Here is a 22,660-nt window from a genome sequence, read left to right on the forward strand (position 1 = left end):
TTCGCGATCGGGGTGGAGCCGACGAAGGAGATGCCGTCCACGTCCGGGTGGGTCAGGAGACCGTCCACGGTTTCCTTATCGCCGTGCAGGACCTGGAACACGCCGTCGGGCAGGCCGGCGTCCTTCCACAGCTTCGCGAGCAGCATCGAGGCGGAGGGGTCCCGTTCGGAGGGCTTGAGGATGAACGCGTTGCCCGTGGCGATCGCCATCGGAGCCATCCACAGCGGCACCATGACGGGGAAGTTGAACGGGGTGATGCCGGCGACGACACCGAGCGGCTCGCGGAAGGAGAACACATCGATGCCGGTGGAGACCTGGTCCGAGTACTCGCCCTTGAGCAGGGTCGGAATCCCGCAGGCGAACTCGATGACCTCCAGACCGCGGCCGATCTCGCCCTTCGCATCGGAAATGACCTTGCCGTGCTCGGCGGTGATCAGGGCCGCGAGTTCGTCCACGTGGGCTGCGACCAGTTCACGGAACTTGAACAGCACCGCGGTGCGCTTAGCCAGGGAGAAATCGCCCCACTTTTCCGCCGCGGCCTTCGCGGCGGCAACGGTGGCGTCAAGATCGGCCCGGTTCGCGAGCCGCAACTCCGCGGTCACGGCCCCGGTGGCCGGGTTGTACACCGGCTGGCTGCGGTCGCCGGCGCCGGCGGTTTCAACACCGTTGATGAAATGCTTGATGGTGGTCATGATGGATCCTTTTCAGAGTCTTCAGGTGAGGAGGGGCCGTACCGGGTTCACCGGCAGACAGCCTTCGTTGGTCCGGTCTTTTCGGAGGGAGCTAAGCGTAGATTTCCTTGTAGATGGCTTGGATCTGCTCAGCGTCCGGAACGAGAGGATTGTTGCCCGGGGAACCGGAAGCGAGCGCCTGCTCGGCCATTAGGGGAATCTTTTCCTCCCAGGCTGAACGGTCGATGCCGAAGGCTTCGGGAGTTGGGACCTCGAGGTCACGGTTGAGAGCGTGCAATTCAGCCACTAGAGACTCGGCGGCATATTGGTCTGAACTGCTTGAACTCACGATGCCAAGCGCTCTGGCGCAGTCTGCGTATCTCGGCTCGGCGGCGTCGACCGAGAACTCCGTGACAGACGGAAACAACATCGCGTTGGCCAAGCCGTGGGCCACATGGAAGTGGGCACCAATCGGCCGACTCATTCCATGAACAAGGGCCACGCTGGAGTTGGAAAAGGCGATTCCCGCTTGTGTAGAGGCAAGCATCATGGCTTCCCGGGCTTTCGCGTTCGACCCGTCCGCGTAGACGCGCCGCAAGTTTGGGCCGATAGCCCGAATGGCGGACAAAGCGAAGGCATCGGAAAAGGAATTGGCTTTCCGACTGACGTAGGCCTCGATTGCGTGGGTCAAAGCGTCGATCCCGGTATCTGCGGTCAACCGCGGTGGCATTGAGAGAGTGAGCTCATAGTCAATGACTGCCGCCACTGGAAGGAACGAGATCCCTGCGCAGAGCATCTTCTCGTGGGTCTCAGAGTCGCTGATGATAGAGAACTGAGTAGCTTCCGAGCCACTGCCCGCGGTTGTGGGAATTGCAACAACCCGCATAGAAGGTCCGTTGTTGTTCCGCGGCGCCTTGAAATCACGCATTTGGCCGCCTTGGCGACTGAGCAGGCCCAGGGCCTTAGCGGTGTCAATCGCGCTTCCCCCACCAAGACCGATGATGATGTCAGCCTCGTGGTCGTGTACAGCTGCGACGCCCTCACTCAGGGAAGCAGTCGTAGGATCGGGGACAACACCTGAGAAGACCGCGACCTCAAGACCGCTCCGCTGGAGCGAGCGCACCATGGAATCGACGCTGCGTGTAGTCAGCATGAACGAGTCCGTGACGATGAGGGGCCGAGTTGCGCCCAGTTCCTCAAGCAGGGTACCGATCTGATTTACGGCACCTCTTCCAACCTTCATGACGCGGGGAAGAGCGATGTTTGCGACCATGGAACACCTTTGTTGTCCGACCGCCTAGCAGCTGTGCATGAAGGCGGTTCCGTGTAAATATCCGATTTCAAGTCTCAATGCATTCCAAGTCTGAATCAATGACCAAACATGCCCCCCGATGTGCATAATTGCACGGTAGGCTGAGGGGGTGATTTCCGCGGATGATCTACGTTTCTTTCTTGAGGTTGCACGGACCGGGAAGCTGGTAGCCGCCGCTCGAGGCCTCGGGGTGGATCACACCACTGTGGGACGGCGAATTTCCCACCTTGAGCGAGCCACGGCTTCCCGGCTCTTCGTACGGTCGACTGGGGGCTGGACGCTCACAGAATCCGGTCAGCGGCTAGCTATTCATGCTGAGGCTGTCGAATCGTCGCTCTTGGCGGCGGCGGAAGAGCTGGGGTCCGAGCCAGGCCGGTTGTCGGGAACCGTCCGTATCGCGACGCCGGATGGTTTCGGAGCCTTCGTGCTGAGTCCGGGGCTTGGAGGCCTGAGAAGAAAACACCCCGATCTTGCCATCGAGATCGTCACGGCGACGCGTTTGAACCTTCTTGCCACGAAGGAATTCGACGTTGGGATTTCATTGGCCGAGCCCACCATTCGCGGTGTCGAGGCCACGGCGCTGGCAACGTATCCGCTGGGTCTCTATGCCGCCCCACAGTACTTGGAAACCAACGCGACCATTGCAGCCGTGGATGACTTGCAAGCCCATTCGGTCATCGGCTACGTAGATTCGCTTCTGGACATTCCCGACTTGCGCTTCCTGGACACGGCTCTACCCGGAATACGCCCCGCTATTCAGACAAACAACATCACGGGGCAGTGGATGGCCACCGTTGCGGGCCTTGGAGTGGCAGTTCTTCCGTTGTTCATTGGCGAATCCGATCGACGCCTCGTGCGGATTCTTGCGGACACGGTTCACATCCGCAGGAAGTACTGGCTCGCGGTTCCGCGCGAACTTCAGCGTCTGGCGCGAACGAAAGCCGTCCATAACGCGCTCTTCGACCTCGCGGCCTCCCACCCCTACTTGGAGCCGATACGGTAGGCAGACCAATGCGGCCCCGTCACTGTGACAGGCCCGCCATCCTGTGGACCGATACGCGAGTCCGTCCTATACCGACGTTGCCACGATGTTCGCTATCGGAGTCGCGGCCATTGTTGGTTTGTTCCTGCTTGCAGCAGGAACGGCTTGTCTCGGTCCGGGGATACGGCGTCGCGCCGAACGCGCCGACGATGTTGGCCGGCTCGTACCGTGAGGGCTTCATCGGGTGCGTGGCGCGTCCGGGGAGCCATCCCTAGTCGCCCCAGATTTCATATCCTTCTGATCTGTCGACCATGGTTCGGGTGGCGGGACCATCGGCAGCAAGCCAGAGGATGTAACCGTCCGCCGTAACGTCTTCGACCATTCCAGTGCGGGTTGGAATGTTATCGTGGCGTACTTCCACGACTTGCCCCCTGGCCAGGCTCCAATCATTTCGGAGTCGGAGATCGCTTCCGCTGACTGCGGGGCGTACGACGCCGGCGAAATAGTAATCATTCATAGGTTTTCCAACGTTAGGGGCCAGGGTGAGTGCCCTGGCTGTTTCTTTTTTGCACGCCGTATCCAGCCCCGGTGCGTCGAGAGATGGGATGGAGGCCTTGCGCAGGCAGGCCCCTGCCGATCATTCCGATTTGGCGCCTGAAAATCGGGCCTGGCGTCCGGCATAGATGGTGCTGAACAGGCTGCCGCTTGGAAGCATTGTTGACGGAGTGCAATAGGCTGGCTCCCTGATCTGGCTCCCAGTGCCGCTGCGTGACAACCAGAGTCTGGCAGACTCAATCCAGTGCGGACGTGATGCCTCATCACGACGGCGGTGCCGTAGAGTTTTTGTGCCCATATGGCCCCTTTTCCTTATCCCATACCCCGCCTTCACGCCTTGCACCGACTGGCCGGCATGCCGGGGTTCTCTCATTCAAACGCGCTCAGGGCGCTTCTTCCGCGCCTTTTGGTGCGGGTTCCCGAAGGACAAGGAGACTTCCGGCGAAGGCGGGCATATCGAAATAGAAACTGTGCAGGTCGTCCACTGAATTGAGAGTCTTTCCAGCGAAAGCATCCGTTACCTCGGCGCCGGGGGTCAGAAGTGTCGAGTTGACCGTTCCGGAAATGTCTTCGCCGGTGAAGTTCAGGACAGTGACCGCGATGGCGTCTGAGGGAAGCCGTTGAACCATGACGAGCATCCCTGGGTGCGAAACGTCAGGGACATCGATGAGTTCGCCTTTTGCAAGCTGGAGCTCTTCGCGTTTAGTGAGAACGGCGGACAACTTTCGTGCAAAAGACGTTTCGTCCTTCAGCTGCTTCGGAAGCGTCCCATACAAGCTCCTCCCCTTGGGCAGGCCCGAGGACGACTCGGCAGCGCCGGGGTTGACCCCCATCAAGTCGTGGGCACCGCGGTTGATCCATCTGGTGTCGCCCGTGGACACTAGTTGAGCCACTTTGTCGACGTCCACAGAAACAACCCCGCAGAGATCCCAGCCTGAGAGAGCAAAAACCCCGGGCTGGAGCGCGTTGTACATCGATAAGAGCAGGTGAACATCGCGGACCTGATCCACCTGCTCGGCAGTCATGGTTTCGAGGTCCCGTATCCCCAGTGCGGCCGTGATGACGCTCGCGGTCGTGCAGGCGATGCCATTCGTGGTGAACAACAGGTTGTACGGCGCGGCTTCTCCCGTGAGGCCGTCCCGGAGATCATTCTGGATCCGTTCAGCGACGCCGGCACCGGTCAGGTTCTGGCCGAAGAGGTTGAAGGTCTCATCCTTATGCCGGGTAGTGAAATGGACGAGTTCATAGGTCAGTTCGTCGTGGTTCTGCAGCCCATGGACCAAGGAGGCCTGATCGACGCCGGCCTCCATTGCCAGCCGCAGTGTTAGGCGAAGGAACTCTGTACTTCCGGTAACAAGTGCATGGTGGTAGGCCGGTCTGGTCACGAAGTCGTAGGAGAGATCGGGTCCGTTTACGGACGTTTCCTTTATATCGTCGATGGTGAGGTTGAGCTCCTGGAAAGTGAAGCCCCCGACCTTTCGCACCATGCTCGCGATGAGCTGGTTCGCCGCCTGGGACAGGGGATGCCCCTCTGACCAGCCGGGAAGTTCCTCCGCGCTCTTCTCTACGCCGAGGAATCCGTTCGCGTCCAGCCTTAAGGCGCCCGTTCCAAGATCCACCAGTGAGTGGAGCGCGTCGCCGATCACAAGGCGCATGCCTGCAAAAGTCGGGTCCAACCAGTTGATGGACGGCTGTCCGGCTTTGAAATAGTGCAAGTAGACCCATCGGCGCATCGTTCCGTCCGTGCCGGAAACCGCCCGAGTGGCGCTCCAGTTCGTCTCTTTGATGTCGGGTTCGTAAAAGATCACGCGCTGCAGTTGGCCGATGATGTAGCCGGCCTCTTGGAGTGCCCTTTCGGCGTCGATGCTGATGTTGACCGAGTCTTTACCTTCGGGGACGTCCGGGAGCAGATGCCAGTCTGACTCCGGGATTTGGATCATGTGGTAAATCCCGGGATAGTCTTTGTAGTTCATTTCGGCCAGGCGAAAGTCCGGGCCCTTGCCCGTATGCCCGGGAACGATATCGTCAACGATCGTTGCGCCGTGATCAGCGGCGGCCTGACACATTGCTCGGAATTCTTCTTCGGTCCCGAAGGACGGATCGATGGCCATGCTGATTCGGTCGAAGTGTCCGTCCACACTGGCCGTGTAGTCCCAGCCGGTGATTCCCCCGGCGCGCTTCACGGGACCCGTGTGCAGGGCATGTATGCCGATTTCCTGGAATGCATCCCAAAGACTGGGTTGCGCCAGGGCACCTAGGAACGATTGCCCGGGAGCTGTAATGAAGGACAAGGGATACGCAGTGAACCATACCGACGCCCTGTCCAGGGCTGAGCGGGGGCTTGGATGTGCGAACGGTTTTTGCCACATGCTCGCCTGGCCGGACAGTTGCCTTGACATGGCGTCTGCGTCGCCGAGCATGGATTGGTTTCTCAGCCACTCAACATACACGGCGTTCCGTGCGTCCGGGTCAAACGGCGGGCGGCCTTCATCCAGTGTTTGGCGACGGCGGGCCTTGGGACGAAGCTGACGGGGGCGGGCAGGATAGAACTGCTCATCGTAGGTAATCTCAGACAAGGCCGCCGTCGCGGCCTGGTCCTCGCCCGGATCTTCGGCTGATTGACGGTTCATGGATTCCGGAGTGTTCATTTGCAGGTTTCCTCGTCCCTTCCAGACTTTGCTGTGGCCGTTAGCCTAGGCGAAAGTGTCCGCACTAGACCATCGCTTCCGCGAACCGCGCGGTGGAGCGCGTGCGGTTTGCGCTCCACCGACATAGGGCTAGGAAGCCCAGGCCGGCCGTTCTCCCGCAAGGCGCGCGGCCCTGATGTCACCGGAGCGTGCATGGCCTTCGAAGTTCTCCGCCCGGGCCGCTCTACCGAGTAATTCGCCAAGTTCGGCACTGGCGGCGACCGAAGTTATTTCCTGGTAGGTCACGGTCTTGATGTATTTCCCGACCCACAGTCCACCGGTGTATCGCGCGGCACGGCGGGTCGGAAGGACATGGTTGGTGCCGATGACCTTGTCACCGAAAGAGACACAGGTATTTTCGCCCAGGAACAGGGCTCCATAGTTGATCATGCTGTCCAGTGCTTCGCGGGGGTTGGCCGTCAGGATCTGCACATGCTCGCTGGCAAATTCGTCGGCGACGGCGTAGGCCTCTTTGAGGTCATCGACCAGGATCACCTGGCCGTGGTCGCGCCAAGCTACTTCTGCGACTGCGCGGGTCGACAAGCCAAGCAGTTGACGGTCGATTTCTTCGAGCACCTGTTGTCCGACCTCTTGCGAGGTTGTGACAAGGATCGCAGGAGAGTCAGGACCATGTTCGGCCTGGCTGAGCAAGTCAACAGCGATCAAGAACGGATCGGCCGACTCGTCGGCCACAATAAGAACTTCGGTGGGGCCCGCGAAGAGATCGATGCCAACTTCACCGAAGAGCTGCCGCTTGGCCTCCGCGACGTAGGCGTTCCCGGGGCCGGCAAGAAAATCCACGGACGCGATTGTCTCGGTGCCGACGGCCAGGGCGGCGACAGCCTGCACCCCGCCGAGCAAGTAGATTTCGTCGGCTCCTGCGAAGTGCATGGCGGCAATCGAGGCGTCGGGGACTACTCCCCCGGCCGCCGGAGTGGCGGCGGCAACCCGGCGGACGCCGGCAACCTTTGCCGTCACGATCGTCATATGGGCTGAGGCCAGAAGCGGGTAACGACCGCCCGGAACGTAGGCACCTACGGCGTCAATCGGAATGTTCTTCTGGCCGAGGATGACGCCGGGTTCGACTTCGGCTTCGAACTCGGTCAGTGATTCAAGCTGCAGCCGGGCGAACCTTTCGACGTTGCGCTGGACAGTCTTGATGTCTTCAACCGTCTGCTCCGGGAGTCGGGCGATGGCGGCATCAATTTCATCCTGCGAGAGGAGGAATGATTTGGGGGACCACTTGTCAAACTTCTCGGAGTAGGACCGAACGGCTTCGTCGCCGCGTTCGCGAACGTCCGCGATGACCGTTTCGACCGTTTCCCTCACGCCTGAAGACGAGGTGGGGTCCGAGATGGTGACGTCAGCATTCTTGAGGGAAGTGCGCAATGGTTTTCTCTTTCGTTGCTGGAGCCAGAGCGCAGGTAGTGCGTGTGCTCCTCGTTACTTGGAATCCACAAAACCATAGCATTACACTTTGGTTTGGGACAGAGTGACAAGCTTTTCCTTATCCTTCGTGTACCACAGGTTAGCATTGAGGAAAAGCAAATGCTAGTCTTTATTTCTTTTTCAAAAGGTTAACTTATATATGGACGCGCGACCGCTTCAGGCTTGGCATGTTCAGTCCTGGACTGGTGGCGGCCAGCAACAGCCACCCCCGGAGTTAGGTGACGGATCATGGATCAGGAACAGCGAACGCGTGCGGAGCGAGACTTGCTGGGTGTCCGCGAGGTTCCCGCTGAGGCGTATTGGGGAATCCACACGCTTAGGGCGATGGAGAACTTCCAACTGGGCGGGGAAACGGTAGGCAGTGCGCCCGGCCTCGTCAGTGCCATCGCGGCAGTCAAGGAATCGGCAGCAAAAGCCAATATGGAACTCGGATTGCTGGATCGGAACGTGGGCACCGCCATCGTTGCCGCCTGCCGGGACTTGCGATCGGGCGTGTTCCAGGACCAGTTTCCCGTTCCCCTGATCCAGGGAGGCGCCGGAACCTCAACAAACATGAACGCCAACGAGGTCATCGCCAATCGCGCGTTGGAGCACCTTAACGAACCAAGAGGTTCATATGGTCTCATCAGCCCCAACGAACACGTCAACATGGGCCAGTCGACAAACGACGTCTACCCAACCGCCCTGAAACTTGCCACTATCTACGGCTGCAATGGCCTCGTCGGTGCACTCGAGAAGTTTCAGGCAGCGTGTGAACGAAAGGCGCAGGAGTTCGACCACATTGTGAAGATGGGGCGAACGCAACTGCAGGACGCGGTACCCATGACATTGGGCCAGGAATTCAGAAGCTATGCCGTCACCATCAGAGAGGATGTTGCGCGGCTGACAGAGGCGGCAGTGCATTTGCACGAAATCAACCTCGGGGCGACGGCGATCGGTACCGGGTTGAACACACATCCCCGCTACGCGTCGATAGTTCGAGAACACCTTGAGGCGGTCACAGGATTGCCCGTGACAACCAGCCCCGACCTTGTAGAAGCTACTCAGGACTGCGGTGTCTTCGTTCTGATTTCCGCCGCTGTGAAGAGGTCAGCCGTGAAGTTGTCCAAGATCAGCAACGACCTTCGCCTCCTGTCTTCCGGACCTCGCGCCGGGTTCGGCGAGATCAACCTTCCCGCTCGACAAGCCGGTTCCAGCATCATGCCCGGGAAAGTGAACCCGGTCATCCCAGAACTGGCCAATCAAGTGGCATTTGAGATCATCGGCGCCGACGTAACGATATCCCTCGCAGCGGAAGCCGGACAGTTGCAACTGAACGCCTTCGAGCCGATCATAGCCTCGAGCCTGTTTCGAAGCATCAACCACCTCCGGATAGCGGCAAACACGCTCGCGGACGCTTGCATCGACGGAATCACAGCCAACGAACAAACACTTCAAGACCATGTCGCTCGAAGCATTGGCATCGTCACCGCTCTGAGCCCCTATCTCGGCTACCACATGTCCGGCGAGATTGCCGCTGAAGCGCTGCGCACTGGCAGGGCCGTTGTTGATCTCGTGTTGGACAAGGAACTCCTTGACCCGGAACTCCTGGGCCGGCTACTTCATCCCCAGGCAATCGCCGGCGGTGGGATATCCGCCAAGGAGCGATAGAGCATCATCTACCCATGAGCTATAGGATTGACTTATGACCTTGGCCCAACTTGAAGCATTTGTGGCAGCAGCCAGCGGACAGACTTTCACGGCTGCTGCCGTCGAATTGGGCATGAGCCAGCCGGCAGTGTCGGACCTCATCCGCCGGTTGGAATCAGAGTTTGGCGTGCCACTGTTCAACCGCAGTGGCCGGGCCCTCGTGCTCACGGCGGCCGGGGAGGAACTGCTGCCTTACGCGGAGCAGACCATTTTCTCCGCCAAGCAAGGCACCGAAGCAGTGAACGCGCTACTGTCCTTGGGCGGTGGTACCGCAACGTTCGGGCTCCTGCGAAATGCAGAGTTCTACATCCGTCAGGATCTGGCCAAGCGCTTCCGCGAGAAACACCCGAATGTACGTATCCGCCTAGTGGGGCAGAATAGTGCCGAAACAGTCAGCGACGTCGTTTCGGGACATCTTGAGGCGGGCCTGGTCACTTTGCCGATTGATGACGACCGGTTGGACGTACTCCCCCTGGCCCGGGATGAGGTGGTCTACGTCAGTGCCGTTCCGGAGCGTGTGCAGACACCCCCGGATATCGCCGCAATCTGCAGCGCTCCCCTGATCCTCTACGACGCCCACTACGCCCAGACAGATCCGGCCCGGAAGCAGCTCTCTGCCCGGGCTCGGCTCCGTGGTTTATCGCTTAATGCAGGCATCGAAGTCGAATATCTGTCAGCCGCACTGTCACTGGCTGCCGACGGATTCGGTGACACCATCGCCTGCAGGGCTTCCCTTGAGTCCGAGGTCTTCCCGCGCGGGCTGCAAGCCGTCTCCTTGGCTGAGCCAATGTTCGACACTCTGGCACTCATCAAGAGACACGGCCAGCTTCTCTCCCCCCCGACCAAGGAGATGGCCCGTTTGGCACATTCAGCCCTTATTGACCACCAGACCTCGGACCATGGCACCGCCGAAATACTCGACGGCGCGCACGACATCGAAGCGTTTCTGACCGAAAATCACTGACCACAGAGTCCGTCGAGCCGAGGTCCGTCTTTCTCCCCCGCCGATATCGGTTTCAGAAATAGAAGTGGCCGGCATCTCCCGGATGCCGGCCACTTCGCCGTCGGACATAGGCAAACTTTGTAGGAACGTGGCGCGGGCCGGGTATCACCCGTCCCGCGTCCGCGAAATAGTGCCGCGAACTTCTACTGACCTGCCAACGATCCCGCGACACCCCCGACGCTGAAGAACTTGTTCAGCGTCGCGAAGATGATCGTGGGTGGCAGCAGCATGATGACGGCAACCGCCATAACTGATCCCCAGTCGGTCGAATGCTGCTGAAAGAAGGTCTGGACGCCGATCGGGAGCGTGAAGGTTCCTGCCGAGCGGAGGAAGATCGATGCGACAAGATAGTCGTTCCAAGCCATCAGGAAGGTAAAGATGGCGGTCGAGAGTACACCTGGCAGTGAGTTCCGGAGCACGATGTGAAGGAACCCTTTGAACACCGATGCTCCATCAATCCATGCCGCCTCTTCGAGGCTCCCAGGGATCCCGTCCATGTAGGAGGCCATCATCCAGGTTGCCACAGACATGGAACTGGCGACATACAAAATCGTGATCCCGACGAGGTTGTCGGCCAGGCCGATGTGGGAGAAGAGGATGAACAACGGAATCACGGACGTGATCACGGGAAGGGCCTGTACGACGAAGAGCAGTAGGGAATAGCCTCCGACGAGCCGGCCCCTCCCTCGCGATAGGACATAGCCGGCCGGCGCCGCGACTGCTACTGACACCACGACTGTCGCCAATGCGACCTGGAGACTGTTGACCAGCCAGGCGACCGTGCCGCTGCTGCTCAGCACTTTCGCGAAGTTGTCCAGGGTTAGGGAGCCGGTCCCATTGTTCGCCCGGAGGGAGAGGCCAACGGTTCCCGCAATCGGGATGAGGGCGAATGCCGCTAGTGCGACAAGGATCGCAAAGCGCAGCCATTGCCCACGGCTTCCTGCTTCGACGGACCGCCGGGGGGTTGCGATCTTGGTTCTCAGTGTTGTAGTGGTCATTGTGAGGTCGACTTTCGGATCTGTCGGAAGAGCAGCACGGCCACGATGGCCAACGCAAGGGTCATGAGGAAAGCGATGGCAACGCCCGGGCCTGTCTGGAAGTTCTGGAATACGGTCTTGTAGGCCAGAACAACCAGGGTGTTCGTCGCGCCGACCGGGCCCCCGTGGGTGAGGAGATACACGGTCGGGAAGTCGTTGACGCAGAATATCGCCATCAAGACCCAGGAGATGTACGTGGGCTTCGCGATGATAGGCAGTGTCATGTAACGGAACTGTTGCCGAGCGCTGGCGCCGTCGATTTTGGCGGCTTCGTAGATGCTTTCATCTACAGAACTCAGAGCAGCGCTCATCATGAGCATCATGAACGGGAAGTTGACCCAGATCTCGAACAGGCAGACCGTGATCTGGGCGCCAAGCGGATCGGAGAGGAAAATGGCGTCCCCGAAGCCTAGCGCGTGGAAGATCGTCGGGACAGGGCTGGAACTCGTTCCTATGAGCCAATTCCAGGACATGGCCGAAACAACAATAGGCACGACCCACGGAAGCAGGAGAATTGTCTTCAGCAGCCCTTTGGCTGGAATCCGGGTGCGGAGCAGAAGTGCGATTGCGATCCCGATGATCCAGCTTCCGAAGACCCCCGCAACCGCGAAGACAGCGGTAAATCCCGCTGCCCGCCAGAAGGCAGGATCGGCCAGGACCTTCGCGAAGTTGTCGACGCCGACAAATTCCCCTGGTGAGATCAGGCTCCCGTTGTGCAGGGCCTGAAAGGCGGCGTAAGCGATCGGGTACGCATTCGTGAGGATGAGTATGACGACTGACGGCAAGATCAGAAAGAGCTTGGTTGCAGGCGCGCGGCCGGGACTGCTCCTTCGGCGGCGGTTCCGCGGTTCGTGGGTCGGCGTCCTCACCGTCAAGGGTGGTTCAGTGCGGCGAACGGAGGTGCTCATGGTGTGTGACGGCTTTCGCTATTGCTTCGCTAGGAGATGGCGGCCTTGATGTCGCTCTCAAGCTTGGTCAGGATGGTCTTGGACGGGGTTTTTCCGGCGAGGACGGTCTGGCAGAAATCCGTCATGGCCTGACCGCCGTCGATGGTCGCGAGCTTGGCGGTGAGGGCGCTCGATTGTGCGGCGGTGGTCTTGCAAATGGGCTGCCATTTCTCGACGACCGCCGTGTTCTGTGCGTTTGCCTTGAATTCCGGGAGCTCTGTGATGGACTTCAGGGCGGGCAGGCCCTGCATGACGCCTTTCTGCCAGAGCGTCTTCATGTTCTTGATGTAGTACGAGGTGAACGCTTCAGACCCGGCCTGGGACGGTGTGTTCTTGTACATCATGATGTTGTTCACGTAGTAGAGCCCCCCGACTTCGCCGCGGCGGGATTTGAGGGGGTCCGTCACGAGGACGTCCTTCTCGTCGCCGACGACGTTGTTGAATGCCGGGCTTTGGAATCCGAGGGCTACCTTCTTGTTCGTCCAGAGAGTGGTGAGATCGTCGTCCTTCATGCTCACGGAGCCCGGATCGACGGCACCCTGCTTGACTAGCTCGGTTAGGAAATCAACTGCCTCCGCGTTGCGGTCATTGACGACGTCGAGGTCGCCATTGGAGTTGAAGAGGCCACCGCCATTGTTGATCATCAGGCTCAGCACGGCCATGGGTCCGTAGTTGCCACTGCCACCGCTGATACCGAAACCGACATAACCCTTGGCAGAAGCCTTCTTTGCCACGTCCAACACATCATCCCAGGACTGCGGCGGCGTTGCTCCGATCTGGTCCAGGATCGACTTGCGGTACCAGAAGACTTGGACGTCGAGGTTCCAAGGGATGCCCACGTAACCGTCGGAGGTCTTCATCGCATCCAGTGTGTGCGGGAGAAAGTCGTCGTAGGTGCCGTCCTTCTTGAAGGAATCGATGAGGTTGTCGGCATAGGCGATGGCACCCTGCTTCGCGAACTGGAACGCCTGGAAGCCGCCACCGGTGGAAACAGCCGGTCCCGTGTTGGAGGCGATTGCGGAGGAGAACGTCTGGTTGAACCCGTCCCAGTTGACCTGCTGGTACGACACGCCCGGCATGCCATCACCGGGCTTGTAGGCCTGCGCCAAGCTTTGGGCCGCATCGGTGTAGTTTTTGTCGCCCCACGGCATGTCCCAGAACTTGACCGTACTACCGCCGCTTGCCGATGCGTTTCCGCCGCCGACGGCGCAGGCGCTGACGGAAGCGGTAAGGGTAACCGCCCCGGTGAGGGCGAGGAAACCGCGACGAGACATGGCGGTCGGGGGGAGTATATTCTTCATGGCTTCTCCTTATTTGCTGGTGTGGTCGGGGGCAGGGAGTGGTCATCGTTGTCCGTGGTTTTCCCGCCCTCGCGTTGACATCTGGTTCCGGCGCCGACCATCGCCGGATGCGGACGGCCCGGATGCGTAACTGATCTCTGCTAGGTGCGAACTCTTGAGATCAGCTCGCTGAGGTAGCTGTGGCTCTTTACCGCCGCATCCAGCGATCCGCATTCGACCGAGAGGACCACATCGTGGTCAGCATCCGCGAGGGTGCGGACGATCCGTTCCCAGTCGATGACCCCCTCTCCGCAGGCGCAGCCGAGCATCCCGCGGACTTTACCGCGGTACTTCTTGGCGTCTTCGACTGAGATGTCTTTGGCATGCATGTGCGTGACGTTTGAAACGATGTCTTCAAGCCACGCATGCGGATCGTTTCCGCTCAGATAGCTGTTGCCGGTGTCCAGATTGATCGTCAGTGCCGGCGAGTCGATCAGTTTCATGAGCCGGTCCAACCCGGCCGGCGTGGCCGTGTAGGGTCCGTGGGTTTCGATCGCGATGGCGATCCCGCGCGGTTCGGCCACGAGGGCCGCCTCCTGGAGTGTGTACTTCATCAGGGTGAAGTTCTCCTCTTCGGTGGTCCACAGCGGCAGGGGGCCGTCGTCGACCATGATCATTGGCGCCCCGCACTCGGCCGCGTATCGGATGGACTGTTTGAGGTAGTCAACGGCGATGTCGGGTTTGGCAAGTGGCGCATGGCTTGAGAGCGAGGAAATCTGCAGTCCCCGGCGCTCGGCTGCTTGCCTGAGCTTGAGCGGGTCGTCCAGCATTGACCGGCTGTGGAAATAACCGGCCTCGCTGAGCAACTCCCGGCCCCAGTGGACCATCGGTTCGACATAGCGGTAGCCAATTTCCGCGGCACGGTCCATCGCCCAGTCAAATGAACCGTTTTCGTATCGTGCAAATTCGAGGTTGAGTCCGAGCTTGATGTCACCCATGATGTTTCTCCTGGCTAGAACCCGCGCTGAGCGACGTATTCATCGCGGGTGTCACCGTGGTAAGCCGGAACGGTGATGTCCCACCAACCGGTCGGGTGCATCTCGGTCCACGGAAGCTCGGTGGCGCTCATGGCCTCAATGACGACGGGTCCCTCGGTGGCGAAGGCACGTTCGATCGCCTGCGCCAGCTTTGCGGGGTCTTCGATCCGCTCGGCGCTGCAGCCCAGGGAGCGTGCGAACTCGGTAATGTTGGCGAAGTAGGGCTTCCCGTCAGGAGTGCTCCAATTCGTGACCAGGCGGCGCTCAGCGCCGAACAGGCTGATCTGAAGATCCTTGATGGCTTCCCAGCCGCCGTTGTTCAGAACGACGACGACCAACGGTGTGCCGAGCATGACCGCCGTTGACAGCTCGGTACCTGTCTGGAGGAAGCTGCCGTCTCCGACCATAGCTAGGACCGGCGTCCCGGGAACTGCGATTTGCGCCCCGATGGCAGCGGGGAGGCCGAAGCCGATTCCTGACATACCACCGGCCACGATGTTTGTCTTGGGCCCGTAGATGGGGAACTCGTTGAATGCCTGGTTTGCGGGATTGCTGGAGTCTGTAACCAGAATTCCTTCGCGGGGCAGTGCCTTGCGGATTTCGACCATTGCCCGTGAATTGGTCATGGGGAGGTAGTCGGTTTCGCGCATGGGCCGCAGGTGTTCTTCCCACTTGGCCTTGAGCTCCTGGAGCTCAGCGAAGTACTCGGTGTCGTGGTAGTCAGGACCGTTGCCCAGAGCATCTCGGATGGCGGCCAGGGAGGTCTTGGCGTCGCCGACGATTCCGACCTCCACGGGGTAGTTGCGGCCGATTTCAAATCCGTCGATGTCAATGTGAACCAGCTTGGTGACTGACGGGATGTTGAATGTGACGCCTTCCTTATAGGAGGAAGTGATGCGGTCGCTGAATCGGCACCCCACTGCGAGGATGACATCGGCCGTGCGGGTTACGCCATTGCCGGAGATTGAACCCATGTCGCCGCACGGCCAGGCGTACAGGTCGTGGTCCGCCGGGAAGGCTCCCTTTCCCATGAACGAGTGGGTCACAGGTGCGCCGAGGCGTTCGGCGATGGCACGGAGTTCCTCACTGGCCTCGGCAGCTATGACACCGCCGCCGGCGAGGATGACGGGCCGCTTGGCGGTCTTGAGCAGTTCGACGGCCGCGGCGATTGCCCTGGCGTCACCGGTTGCGCGGGTCTGGGCCCGGCGGGAGCCTGGTATGCGCTTATAGTCGCCGTATTCGGCCTGCAGGTCCTGCGGCACATCCACGAGCACCGGGCCCCGGCGTCCTTCGTACATGGTGTTGAATGCCTGGTCCATGACCATCGGGATCTGTTCGAGGCGGCTGGGCTGCCACCAGCGCTTGACTACCGGTTCGGCCATGCGGGGGAAATTGTTCCCGTGCGGCCGGTCGATTTCCTGAAGGACCCCGCGGTTTTCCATGTATGTGTGGACGGCGCCCGTAATCAGGATAAAGGGCTGCGAGTCCGCGAAGGCGGTGACCAGACCGGTCAAGGTGTTGGTTGCCCCCGGTCCGATCGAGGTGCAGACGGCGGCGATCTTGCCAGAAGCGCGGTAGTACCCGTCGGCCATATGGGCGGCGCCCTGCTCGTGCATGGCGGGGATTACTTCGATCTCGTCGGCGCGGTCAACGAAGGCGTCCAAGAGTGCCGTGTTGCCGTGCCCGGGGACGGCGAAGACGCGCTCGACACCTTCTCGGATGAGGCAGTCGACAATCATCTGTCCACCGGTCAGCTGCTGATCAGTCATTTGTTCTTACTTCCTGTAAATACGGGGGTTAGCGGTAGGAATTCTGGGGCGCGCGTCTCGGACTGGCGCTGGGCTGCGCCGGGCACGATATGTTCCGCGACACGGAAGGCATTTGCGGCAATGGTCAATGCCGGGTTCATCACTGGAAGTGAGGGGAAGAAGGACGAGTCGACGACGAAGAGGTTGTCGACATCATGGGTCCGGCAGTTGGGGTCGAGCACGGACGACCGCGGGTCATCTCCGGCCCGGATCGTTCCGGCCTGGTGGGAGTTGACAGCAATACCGGTGGTTTCACTGAAGATCAGTGGATAGCCCATCTTGTGGAGAATGCGTTTCATCTCCTTGACCAGGTGCTGGTGTGCCCCAACATTGTTGGGTTTCCAGCTGATCTGGATGGCTTCGTCGTTCCTTAGGGTCACCCTGTTTTCCGGATCGGGAAGATCTTCCGTGAAGAGCCACCAATCCATGCTGTGGCGGGCAGCAATTTCGAGGGCCCATTTGGGGATGAGCGGCTTCTGCCCGACCAGCATGGCGCCCTGGAGCTTGCCGATCAACTGGACGTGACCGAGCGGGTACGGAAAATCCGCGTTGCCCTTGAGGTAATAGTCATTGAAGTAGAGCGTCTTTTGGAACTCAACCTTGTTCCTCTTGGGGTGCAAGGCGATCATGATGCTGTTGTTGTGCACCATGTAGTTCCTGCCAACCATTCCGGAGGAGTTGGCGAGGCCGTTGGAGTGTTTGTCTGTGCCGGACCGGAGCAATAACGCCGCAGAGTTGACGGCGCCGCAAGAAACGACCACTTTTCCGGCCTCGACGACGATGGTCTTCCCGTTGTGGGCGAGCTGTACGCCAGTGGCAGTCTGGCCGGATTCGTCGGTGAGCACCTTTTCGGCGTACGCCTCGGTCAACAGTTCCACGTTGCCCGTTTGAAGAGCCGGCCGTACACAGGCGACGTCGGCATCCATTTTGGCCAGGACGCGACATGGAAAACCGTCGCAAGTGCGGCAGCGGATACAGGCACCACCCTGACGCCAGTCGATTCCCAAGGGAATGCTGGACGGAGTCAGTCCCTGTTTGGCCAGCCCATCCGCAACAGCCTGCACCTCGGGTTCATGACCGATCGCAGGGTAAGGAAAGGGCTCGTCGCGGGGCAACGTGGGATCATCGTGTTGGTCTCCATGAACCTTGTAGACCCTTTCGGCCCGCGAGTAATAGGGAGCTATGTCGTCATACGTGAACGGCCAGGCTGGTGAAGTGCCGTCCTCGTGTTCGGTCGCGACAAAATCTTCGCGTCGAAACCTCACTAAGGACGATCCGTAGAACTTCGTGTTGCCACCGACGTAGTAGTACGTACCGGGGCTGAAAGCTTCTCCCGTGTCGGAGTACCACTTTTCAGCATTTTTGTATCGGCCGTGCTCGAACACGGCGTCCGGGTCCCAGTTCTGTTTCTCCTGGGGAACGAACCCTCCGCGCTCGATGAGCAATACGCTGACGCCTGCGTCCTTCAGTGCGTAGGCCAGCGTACCGCCGCCCATGCCGCTTCCGACGATTACGACGTCGTAGCTGGACTTTGCAGGACCATCGATCTGCAAAGAAGTCTCAACAGTCATTTTGGAATTTACCTCTCGGTTCTGGCCATTGCTGGGGCCGGGTGCGTGAGTCTGGACCTGCCAGTGGACTACGAACTTTTGCAGTACGTCACGAGTGAGAGTCACATCACCTATAAGCAAGAGTACACGGATTACGAGTTTACTCAAGCATGAAGTTTGGTTAGAGTCTCTCGATGGACGGTTTTGCTGCACATTGGGACGTCCCGCAAGTGGCCTTGCTCACATTCTTTTCCTTTAGTGTACGATCGTACGCATAAGAAATCTAGTGCACGATCGTACGCATCGGAAACAATGTACGTGCGTACACATGCGGAAGGTGCAGAGTTGATGGATACACAGGATCCGCCGGACCCTTTTCCCGCTGATGTGGAGTGGTCCGCCCGTTCGAATGTCCCGCAGCACCCTGACTCCCAGCGAGAGAAAGTGCTATCACCGAGTCCGGCCTCCGAGGCGGCTAGCACGTTCCGAATCCGACGTTTTGATCCGGAACGTCGGAATCGGATTATCGACGCAGTGCTCGCGGTCATTGCTGACAACGGTGTAGCCGGTACCAGTTTCCGGAAGATCGCGACCCGAGCCGATGTTCCCCTGGGGTCAATGACCTACCATTTCAGCGGCATGCACGAGCTCTTGGAGGCAGGGTTCGAGCGTTTTGTAAGCCAGTCCCTCGCCCGGCTCGAGGATCGGCTGAAACCAGCACGGGATCATCGTGCCGCAGGCAAGATCATAGTGGCGATGATTCACGAAGACGCCACCGCTAGTCCCCCGCGATGCCTGGCCCTATCTCGCGAACTTCAGGCCCTGGTCATTCGTGAACCTGCTTTGCGCAACATCGCGAACAAGTGGGTAGAGGGTAGCGCTAAAATCCTGAAACGGTACTTCGACCCAATAACAGCGGAGATTCTGGAGATTCTCATGGACGGCCTGACTCTTCGTAGGGGCGTTGCCTCTACGGACGGAGAGCCGCTTGCAACCGACTCGGTGGCAAGAGTCATCGCCGGCTCTTGGTCCTTAGGCCCATCACGAAATCCTTAGGAAGAAGCAGACGTGAAGACTTCGTATAATGGATACGACGCTGGACCGATTCCAAAGTCCATGCCCCACGAGATGGTGTTCCACGACCCCTTTGAAGGGGAAATGAGGGTCAGCTCGAGCCACTGCGAAGATGTACAACCCTCGCACACTGTGACAGGTGGAGACCGCGGGACCAGTTCATCCCACCACAAGCGCCAACAGCGAAAGAAAGCGTTGGAAGGCGTGTCCCGCGATCTGCTCGCTCTTGCCTTGCAACGCCGCGTCGCCGACTAACCGACAGATCTTGGCAAACGACGGGCAGGCATGGACACTGTCGTATGAAGCTCGTCGGAAAAGGTGATCGAAGCGTCAACCGACGAGGGCGCTACCGGCTGAGACGGCGCTTCTCTTAGTAGCTTGTCGACGGCGTTCGAAACCAGCTCGCGGTCGTCGTCGCGCGGTTCAAAGGCTCGATGAATTGAAAGTCCTTCGACGAGCGCGTCCAGTTGTCGAGCCACATCCGGGTCGAAGTACCTTTCAAAGGCACGGCGGCTGCGCATCATCCAATCGTGAGTGAGGTGCCGGAACTTCGCTTGACGGGCCGCCAGCGTGTAGAGCTCCAACGTCAGGACCAGAGCGTCCCGATCACCATAGGTATCCTCCATGATCATCTCGACGACGGCCTCTTTGACCGCTTCTATGGTCGAGGCCTCGTTCATACGTCGCTCGAACCGGTCGCTAATACGGGTGGCAAAACGCGTGAACGCTTCGTGCAGAAGTTCGTCCATTCCTGCGAAGTGATAGGTCATGGAACCCAAGGGGACATCTGCAAGGGCCGCCACTTTCCGATGTGAAGTGCCAGCCACGCCCTCGGCAGCAATCAGATCCAATGTCGCCTCAATGATCCGGTCACGCCGATCCGGATCAACCCGCCGTTTTGCCATTTGCTTTAGCTTTCAATGGTCTTGATGACTTTGGCCGGAATCCCCATGGCCACGACATTGGCAGGCAAGTCGCGGCTGACGACTGCCCCAGCACCGACGACGGTGTTTTCGCCAATCGTTATACCTGGAAGGACGATGACTCCCCCGCCCAACCACACGTTGTCTCCGATGACAATTGGCTTGGCCGATTCCAGCTTGTCTTTTCGGGGTTGAGCCTCCACGGGATGGGTCGGTGTCAACAGTTGGACGTTCGGGCCAATTTGGCAATGGCTTCCAATTGAAATCGTGGCCACGTCAAGAGCAGTGAGGTTGTAGTTAATAAATGTGCCTTCACCGATGCTGATATTGGATCCGTAGTCGACGAATATGGGTGGTCTTATATGGGCACCTTCGGCCAGGCACCCGATGAGCTCATGGATGAACGGCTGAGCCGCATCTATGTCCTCAACGTAGGCAGCAGCATATGCCCCGGCCAGGCGAATAGCGCGCTGCTGTCGAGCGAGGATCTGCGGATCATCAGAAATGTAGAGATCCCCTGCGAGCATCCGTTCGTGGTTACTCCGGGGGTCGTCTCGGAAATACTCAGCCGCCATGTGTACAACTGTACTAAAGAATGGCCGCTCGGCGTGGCGGACGAGCTCGCTCGCGGTGACAAGCATGCCCTGGCCTAGGACTACCGCAATGCCTCCGGTCCCTCTCCATCAGGTTCTGTTCTCCCCCAACATCTGGCTGAGCGCCTCGCGAGATGTAAAAAGGTAGCTCCGGAGCCCGGCTTGCTGGGCAGCTCGGATATTTTCTTCTCTGTCGTCGACAAAGAGGGCTCGGTGGGGTTCAATCCCGAGCTCACGGATACACCATTCGAAAGTTTCCCGTTCAGGCTTCGCATATCCAATCTGATAAGACAGTCCTCGGACTTCAAACAGGTCGAGCCACCGGTGCCTTCGCAGAAAGTGTTCCCCAATCTCCTGCGGAATGTTGGAGAGCAACGCGAGACGTCGGGTTCTGAACAGGTCCTCCAGTAGAGCGATCATCTGATCATCGACGAGCGACCAGCTGGCGATGTCGTGCTCTATGAGTTGCCTAGTCCGGTCCGGATCGAAACTCGTAGCCAATTGGCCAGAAACGTCGGTCCAGTACTGGGTGCCGGTGACCTCTCCGCGATCATATGGCGGACGCTGGTTCCAGTACGCCGCCCAAAAATCTTCCTCCGGGACGCCTCCGGTAGCCAATAGCGCATCCCTACCTTCTTGATTTTGATCTTTGGCGATCACTCCGAAGAGATCGAAGATCAGCACATCGTTTGGCTGCACGGCCATAGCCTTAGCCTGCCTTCCAATTAGGAATCGATAGTTCGGATGAGCGGGCGGCACGTGATGCGGACGGTCCGCTCACGAATGCGCTCACGTGACGCCCCCAGACAGCAGGCTGACCGACCCTGGGAAGGGCACATCAATCAGACGCTTTGCTCACCCATCACTTATATTCTCTCAAATAATAGGCTGTCGTAGTTTCATATGAAGGTTAATAGCGATCATTTATTCTTCACTTCCATCATCGCCAGGCGTTCGCCTGCGGGGGGCCCCGCTGCCGTCCGGAGGTATGGACGCTCGTACACATAAATCTAAGATTCATCGAGGGGTGGCCACCTTTTGCTTGCCAATAGCCAAAAGGTTCCCTTAGGCTTTACTCACACTTCATAAGCAATCCTTGTGTTCTGTCGGACCCGCCCCTCCAACGCCCCCGTCAAACACCAGTGCGCCAGCAGCATCTCTCCATGCCCTCCAACTCAAAGGAATTCGTCGCAATGAACTACTCTGTCCAGCTCTACAACGTACGCAGCGCTGTCGAAGACGACCTCCCCGGCACGATCCGGCGCCTTGCCGAGATCGGCTATGACCAGATTGAGCCCTATGACTTTGTTGCCCGCGCTGATGAGTTCGCCCGCGCCTTTGCCGACAACGGCATTTCTACTCCGACAGGGCATGCGCCGCTGCTGAGCCAGGACCAGGATGAGATCTTCGCCGCCGCAAAAAAGCTCGGCATCACCACCGTGATTGATCCGTACCTGCCTGCCGAGCACTGGCAGAACGCCGAGGACATCCAGGCCACCGCGGCCAAGCTCAACGCCGCCGCGAAGAAGGGTGCCGAATACGGCATCCGCGTCGGCTACCACAACCACCAATGGGAACTTGAGTCCACCATCGAAGGCCAGACCGCCCTGGAGTACTTCTCGGGACTGTTGGATCCGGAACTCATCCTGGAAGTCGACACTTACTGGGCCGCCGTTGGAGGCCAGGATCCCGTGGAGCTTCTGAAACGGCTGGGCACCAGGGTTGTCGCCGTTCATATCAAAGACGGTCCCGTGAATATGAACCTCCTTGCCCAATTGCCCGCGGGGCAGGGGCGAATGGACATCTGGGGAGCTATCAATGCAGTACCTGGTTTGGAGGTGGGCGTTGTGGAGTTCGACGCCTATGACGGTGACATGTTCGAAGCGATGGAGGCATCATTGCGCTATCTGGAAGCCGGCGCCGAAGCATGAGCGCGGCAACCCACCAATCCACCCCGTCCTCCCGCCGGGGGCCGGTGGGCGTCGGCGTCATCGGCGCCGGCAACATCAGCAAGGCCTACCTGGACAACCTGACGGTCTTCCCGGACCTGAAGGTCCACGTCA

At 59.5% G+C, this 22,660-nt stretch carries 19 protein-coding genes and 1 pseudogene; 6 read left to right on the forward strand and 14 right to left on the reverse strand.

Going from position 1 to position 22,660, the window contains the following annotated elements:
- Both NFJ07_RS24670 and NFJ07_RS24675 read right to left on the reverse strand, forming a co-directional pair.
- Positions 1–692, reverse strand: a 692-nt coding sequence (locus tag NFJ07_RS24670) for an aldehyde dehydrogenase family protein (RefSeq protein ID WP_269998657.1), incomplete at its 3' end; no start/stop codon positions are given.
- 91 nt (positions 693–783) lie between these two features.
- Positions 784–1,944: an iron-containing alcohol dehydrogenase gene (locus NFJ07_RS24675; protein ID WP_269998660.1), complete on the reverse strand. Its 1,161-nt coding sequence runs from the start codon at positions 1,942–1,944 to the stop codon at positions 784–786.
- Positions 1,945–2,092: 148 nt separating this feature from the next.
- Between NFJ07_RS24675 and NFJ07_RS24680 the strand changes: the two genes are divergently transcribed.
- On the forward strand, positions 2,093–2,986 hold the full coding sequence (locus tag NFJ07_RS24680) for a LysR family transcriptional regulator (RefSeq protein WP_269998662.1): 894 nt from the start codon (positions 2,093–2,095) through the stop codon (positions 2,984–2,986).
- 250 nt (positions 2,987–3,236) lie between these two features.
- Here NFJ07_RS24680 and NFJ07_RS24685 read toward each other — a convergent pair whose 3' ends face one another.
- The 3 genes from NFJ07_RS24685 to hisD form a co-directional block, all read right to left on the reverse strand.
- Positions 3,237–3,482, reverse strand: coding sequence for a hypothetical protein (locus NFJ07_RS24685; RefSeq protein ID WP_269998664.1), 246 nt, complete (start codon positions 3,480–3,482; stop codon positions 3,237–3,239).
- A gap of 421 nt (positions 3,483–3,903) precedes the next feature.
- Positions 3,904–6,168 (reverse strand): maltose alpha-D-glucosyltransferase, encoded by a 2,265-nt coding sequence (gene treS, locus NFJ07_RS24690; protein WP_442865397.1) that lies wholly within the window; start codon positions 6,166–6,168, stop codon positions 3,904–3,906.
- A 129-nt stretch (positions 6,169–6,297) separates the two neighbouring features.
- Entirely contained in the window at positions 6,298–7,596 is a 1,299-nt protein-coding gene (gene hisD / locus NFJ07_RS24695) for a histidinol dehydrogenase (protein WP_269998666.1), read from the reverse strand.
- Between the two features lie 288 nt (positions 7,597–7,884).
- Here hisD and NFJ07_RS24700 point away from each other — a divergent pair, with 288 nt between their 5' ends.
- Both NFJ07_RS24700 and NFJ07_RS24705 read left to right on the forward strand, forming a co-directional pair.
- A complete protein-coding gene (locus tag NFJ07_RS24700; protein WP_269998668.1) occupies positions 7,885–9,306 on the forward strand; it encodes an aspartate ammonia-lyase in 1,422 nt (473 codons plus the stop codon).
- Positions 9,307–9,340: 34 nt separating this feature from the next.
- Complete coding sequence (locus NFJ07_RS24705) at positions 9,341–10,309, forward strand: LysR family transcriptional regulator (protein ID WP_269998669.1); 969 nt, start codon at positions 9,341–9,343, stop codon at positions 10,307–10,309.
- A 182-nt stretch (positions 10,310–10,491) separates the two neighbouring features.
- On the opposite strand, the gene NFJ07_RS24710 is transcribed toward NFJ07_RS24705, so the two are convergent.
- From NFJ07_RS24710 to NFJ07_RS24735, 6 genes are all read right to left on the reverse strand, one after another.
- The gene (locus NFJ07_RS24710) at positions 10,492–11,346 is read right to left on the reverse strand and encodes a carbohydrate ABC transporter permease (protein WP_269998671.1); all 855 of its coding nucleotides are present in this window, start codon (positions 11,344–11,346) and stop codon (positions 10,492–10,494) included.
- Positions 11,343–12,170 (reverse strand): carbohydrate ABC transporter permease, encoded by an 828-nt coding sequence (locus tag NFJ07_RS24715; RefSeq protein ID WP_269998672.1) that lies wholly within the window; start codon positions 12,168–12,170, stop codon positions 11,343–11,345. Before NFJ07_RS24715 ends, NFJ07_RS24710 begins: the two co-directional genes overlap by 4 nt.
- A gap of 152 nt (positions 12,171–12,322) precedes the next feature.
- Positions 12,323–13,633 (reverse strand): ABC transporter substrate-binding protein, encoded by a 1,311-nt coding sequence (locus NFJ07_RS24720; RefSeq protein WP_269998674.1) that lies wholly within the window; start codon positions 13,631–13,633, stop codon positions 12,323–12,325.
- Positions 13,634–13,773: 140 nt separating this feature from the next.
- Positions 13,774–14,610: a sugar phosphate isomerase/epimerase family protein gene (locus NFJ07_RS24725; protein ID WP_269998676.1), complete on the reverse strand. Its 837-nt coding sequence runs from the start codon at positions 14,608–14,610 to the stop codon at positions 13,774–13,776.
- Positions 14,611–14,624: 14 nt separating this feature from the next.
- Positions 14,625–16,418 carry a thiamine pyrophosphate-binding protein gene (locus NFJ07_RS24730; protein WP_269998677.1) on the reverse strand — a complete coding sequence of 598 codons (1,794 nt, stop codon included), beginning with the start codon at positions 16,416–16,418 and terminating at the stop codon, positions 14,625–14,627.
- Positions 16,415–18,028 carry a GMC family oxidoreductase gene (locus tag NFJ07_RS24735; protein WP_269998678.1) on the reverse strand — a complete coding sequence of 538 codons (1,614 nt, stop codon included), beginning with the start codon at positions 18,026–18,028 and terminating at the stop codon, positions 16,415–16,417. The genes NFJ07_RS24730 and NFJ07_RS24735 overlap by 4 nt, the downstream gene beginning before the upstream one ends.
- Before the next feature lie 327 nt (positions 18,029–18,355).
- Between NFJ07_RS24735 and NFJ07_RS24740 the strand changes: the two genes are divergently transcribed.
- Complete coding sequence (locus NFJ07_RS24740) at positions 18,356–19,063, forward strand: TetR/AcrR family transcriptional regulator (RefSeq protein ID WP_269998679.1); 708 nt, start codon at positions 18,356–18,358, stop codon at positions 19,061–19,063.
- A 269-nt stretch (positions 19,064–19,332) separates the two neighbouring features.
- On the opposite strand, the gene NFJ07_RS24745 is transcribed toward NFJ07_RS24740, so the two are convergent.
- From NFJ07_RS24745 to NFJ07_RS24755, 3 genes are all read right to left on the reverse strand, one after another.
- Positions 19,333–19,986: a TetR/AcrR family transcriptional regulator gene (locus tag NFJ07_RS24745; RefSeq protein ID WP_269998681.1), complete on the reverse strand. Its 654-nt coding sequence runs from the start codon at positions 19,984–19,986 to the stop codon at positions 19,333–19,335.
- 5 nt (positions 19,987–19,991) lie between these two features.
- The gene (locus NFJ07_RS24750) at positions 19,992–20,579 is read right to left on the reverse strand and encodes a sugar O-acetyltransferase (protein ID WP_269998683.1); all 588 of its coding nucleotides are present in this window, start codon (positions 20,577–20,579) and stop codon (positions 19,992–19,994) included.
- 108 nt (positions 20,580–20,687) lie between these two features.
- Complete coding sequence (locus NFJ07_RS24755) at positions 20,688–21,302, reverse strand: HAD family hydrolase (protein ID WP_269998685.1); 615 nt, start codon at positions 21,300–21,302, stop codon at positions 20,688–20,690.
- 488 nt (positions 21,303–21,790) lie between these two features.
- On the opposite strand from NFJ07_RS24755, the gene NFJ07_RS24760 reads away from it, so the two are divergent.
- Complete coding sequence (locus NFJ07_RS24760; RefSeq protein ID WP_269998688.1) at positions 21,791–22,528, forward strand: sugar phosphate isomerase/epimerase family protein; 738 nt, start codon at positions 21,791–21,793, stop codon at positions 22,526–22,528.
- Positions 22,525–22,660, forward strand: a pseudogene (locus NFJ07_RS24765) (Gfo/Idh/MocA family protein); the annotation flags it as partial. The gene NFJ07_RS24760 and the pseudogene NFJ07_RS24765, both read left to right, overlap by 4 nt.

The sequence above is a fragment of the Arthrobacter sp. B2a2-09 genome (assembly GCF_027587375.1).
Lineage (GTDB): Bacteria > Actinomycetota > Actinomycetes > Actinomycetales > Micrococcaceae > Arthrobacter.

Coding starts and splice junctions, on each gene's coding strand:
- NFJ07_RS24740 (WP_269998679.1), top strand. CDS start 18,356: ATGGATACACAGGATCCGCCGGACCCTTTTCCCGCTGATGTGGAGTGG.
- NFJ07_RS24760 (WP_269998688.1), top strand. CDS start 21,791: ATGAACTACTCTGTCCAGCTCTACAACGTACGCAGCGCTGTCGAAGAC.
- NFJ07_RS24710 (WP_269998671.1), bottom strand. CDS start 11,346: ATGACCACTACAACACTGAGAACCAAGATCGCAACCCCCCGGCGGTCC.
- NFJ07_RS24725 (WP_269998676.1), bottom strand. CDS start 14,610: ATGGGTGACATCAAGCTCGGACTCAACCTCGAATTTGCACGATACGAA.
- NFJ07_RS24755 (WP_269998685.1), bottom strand. CDS start 21,302: ATGGCCGTGCAGCCAAACGATGTGCTGATCTTCGATCTCTTCGGAGTG.
- treS (WP_442865397.1), bottom strand. CDS start 6,168: ATGAACACTCCGGAATCCATGAACCGTCAATCAGCCGAAGATCCGGGC.
- NFJ07_RS24745 (WP_269998681.1), bottom strand. CDS start 19,986: ATGGCAAAACGGCGGGTTGATCCGGATCGGCGTGACCGGATCATTGAG.
- NFJ07_RS24685 (WP_269998664.1), bottom strand. CDS start 3,482: ATGAATGATTACTATTTCGCCGGCGTCGTACGCCCCGCAGTCAGCGGA.
- NFJ07_RS24720 (WP_269998674.1), bottom strand. CDS start 13,633: ATGAAGAATATACTCCCCCCGACCGCCATGTCTCGTCGCGGTTTCCTC.
- NFJ07_RS24750 (WP_269998683.1), bottom strand. CDS start 20,579: ATGGCGGCTGAGTATTTCCGAGACGACCCCCGGAGTAACCACGAACGG.
- NFJ07_RS24735 (WP_269998678.1), bottom strand. CDS start 18,028: ATGACTGTTGAGACTTCTTTGCAGATCGATGGTCCTGCAAAGTCCAGC.
- NFJ07_RS24730 (WP_269998677.1), bottom strand. CDS start 16,418: ATGACTGATCAGCAGCTGACCGGTGGACAGATGATTGTCGACTGCCTC.
- NFJ07_RS24700 (WP_269998668.1), top strand. CDS start 7,885: ATGGATCAGGAACAGCGAACGCGTGCGGAGCGAGACTTGCTGGGTGTC.
- NFJ07_RS24705 (WP_269998669.1), top strand. CDS start 9,341: ATGACCTTGGCCCAACTTGAAGCATTTGTGGCAGCAGCCAGCGGACAG.
- NFJ07_RS24675 (WP_269998660.1), bottom strand. CDS start 1,944: ATGGTCGCAAACATCGCTCTTCCCCGCGTCATGAAGGTTGGAAGAGGT.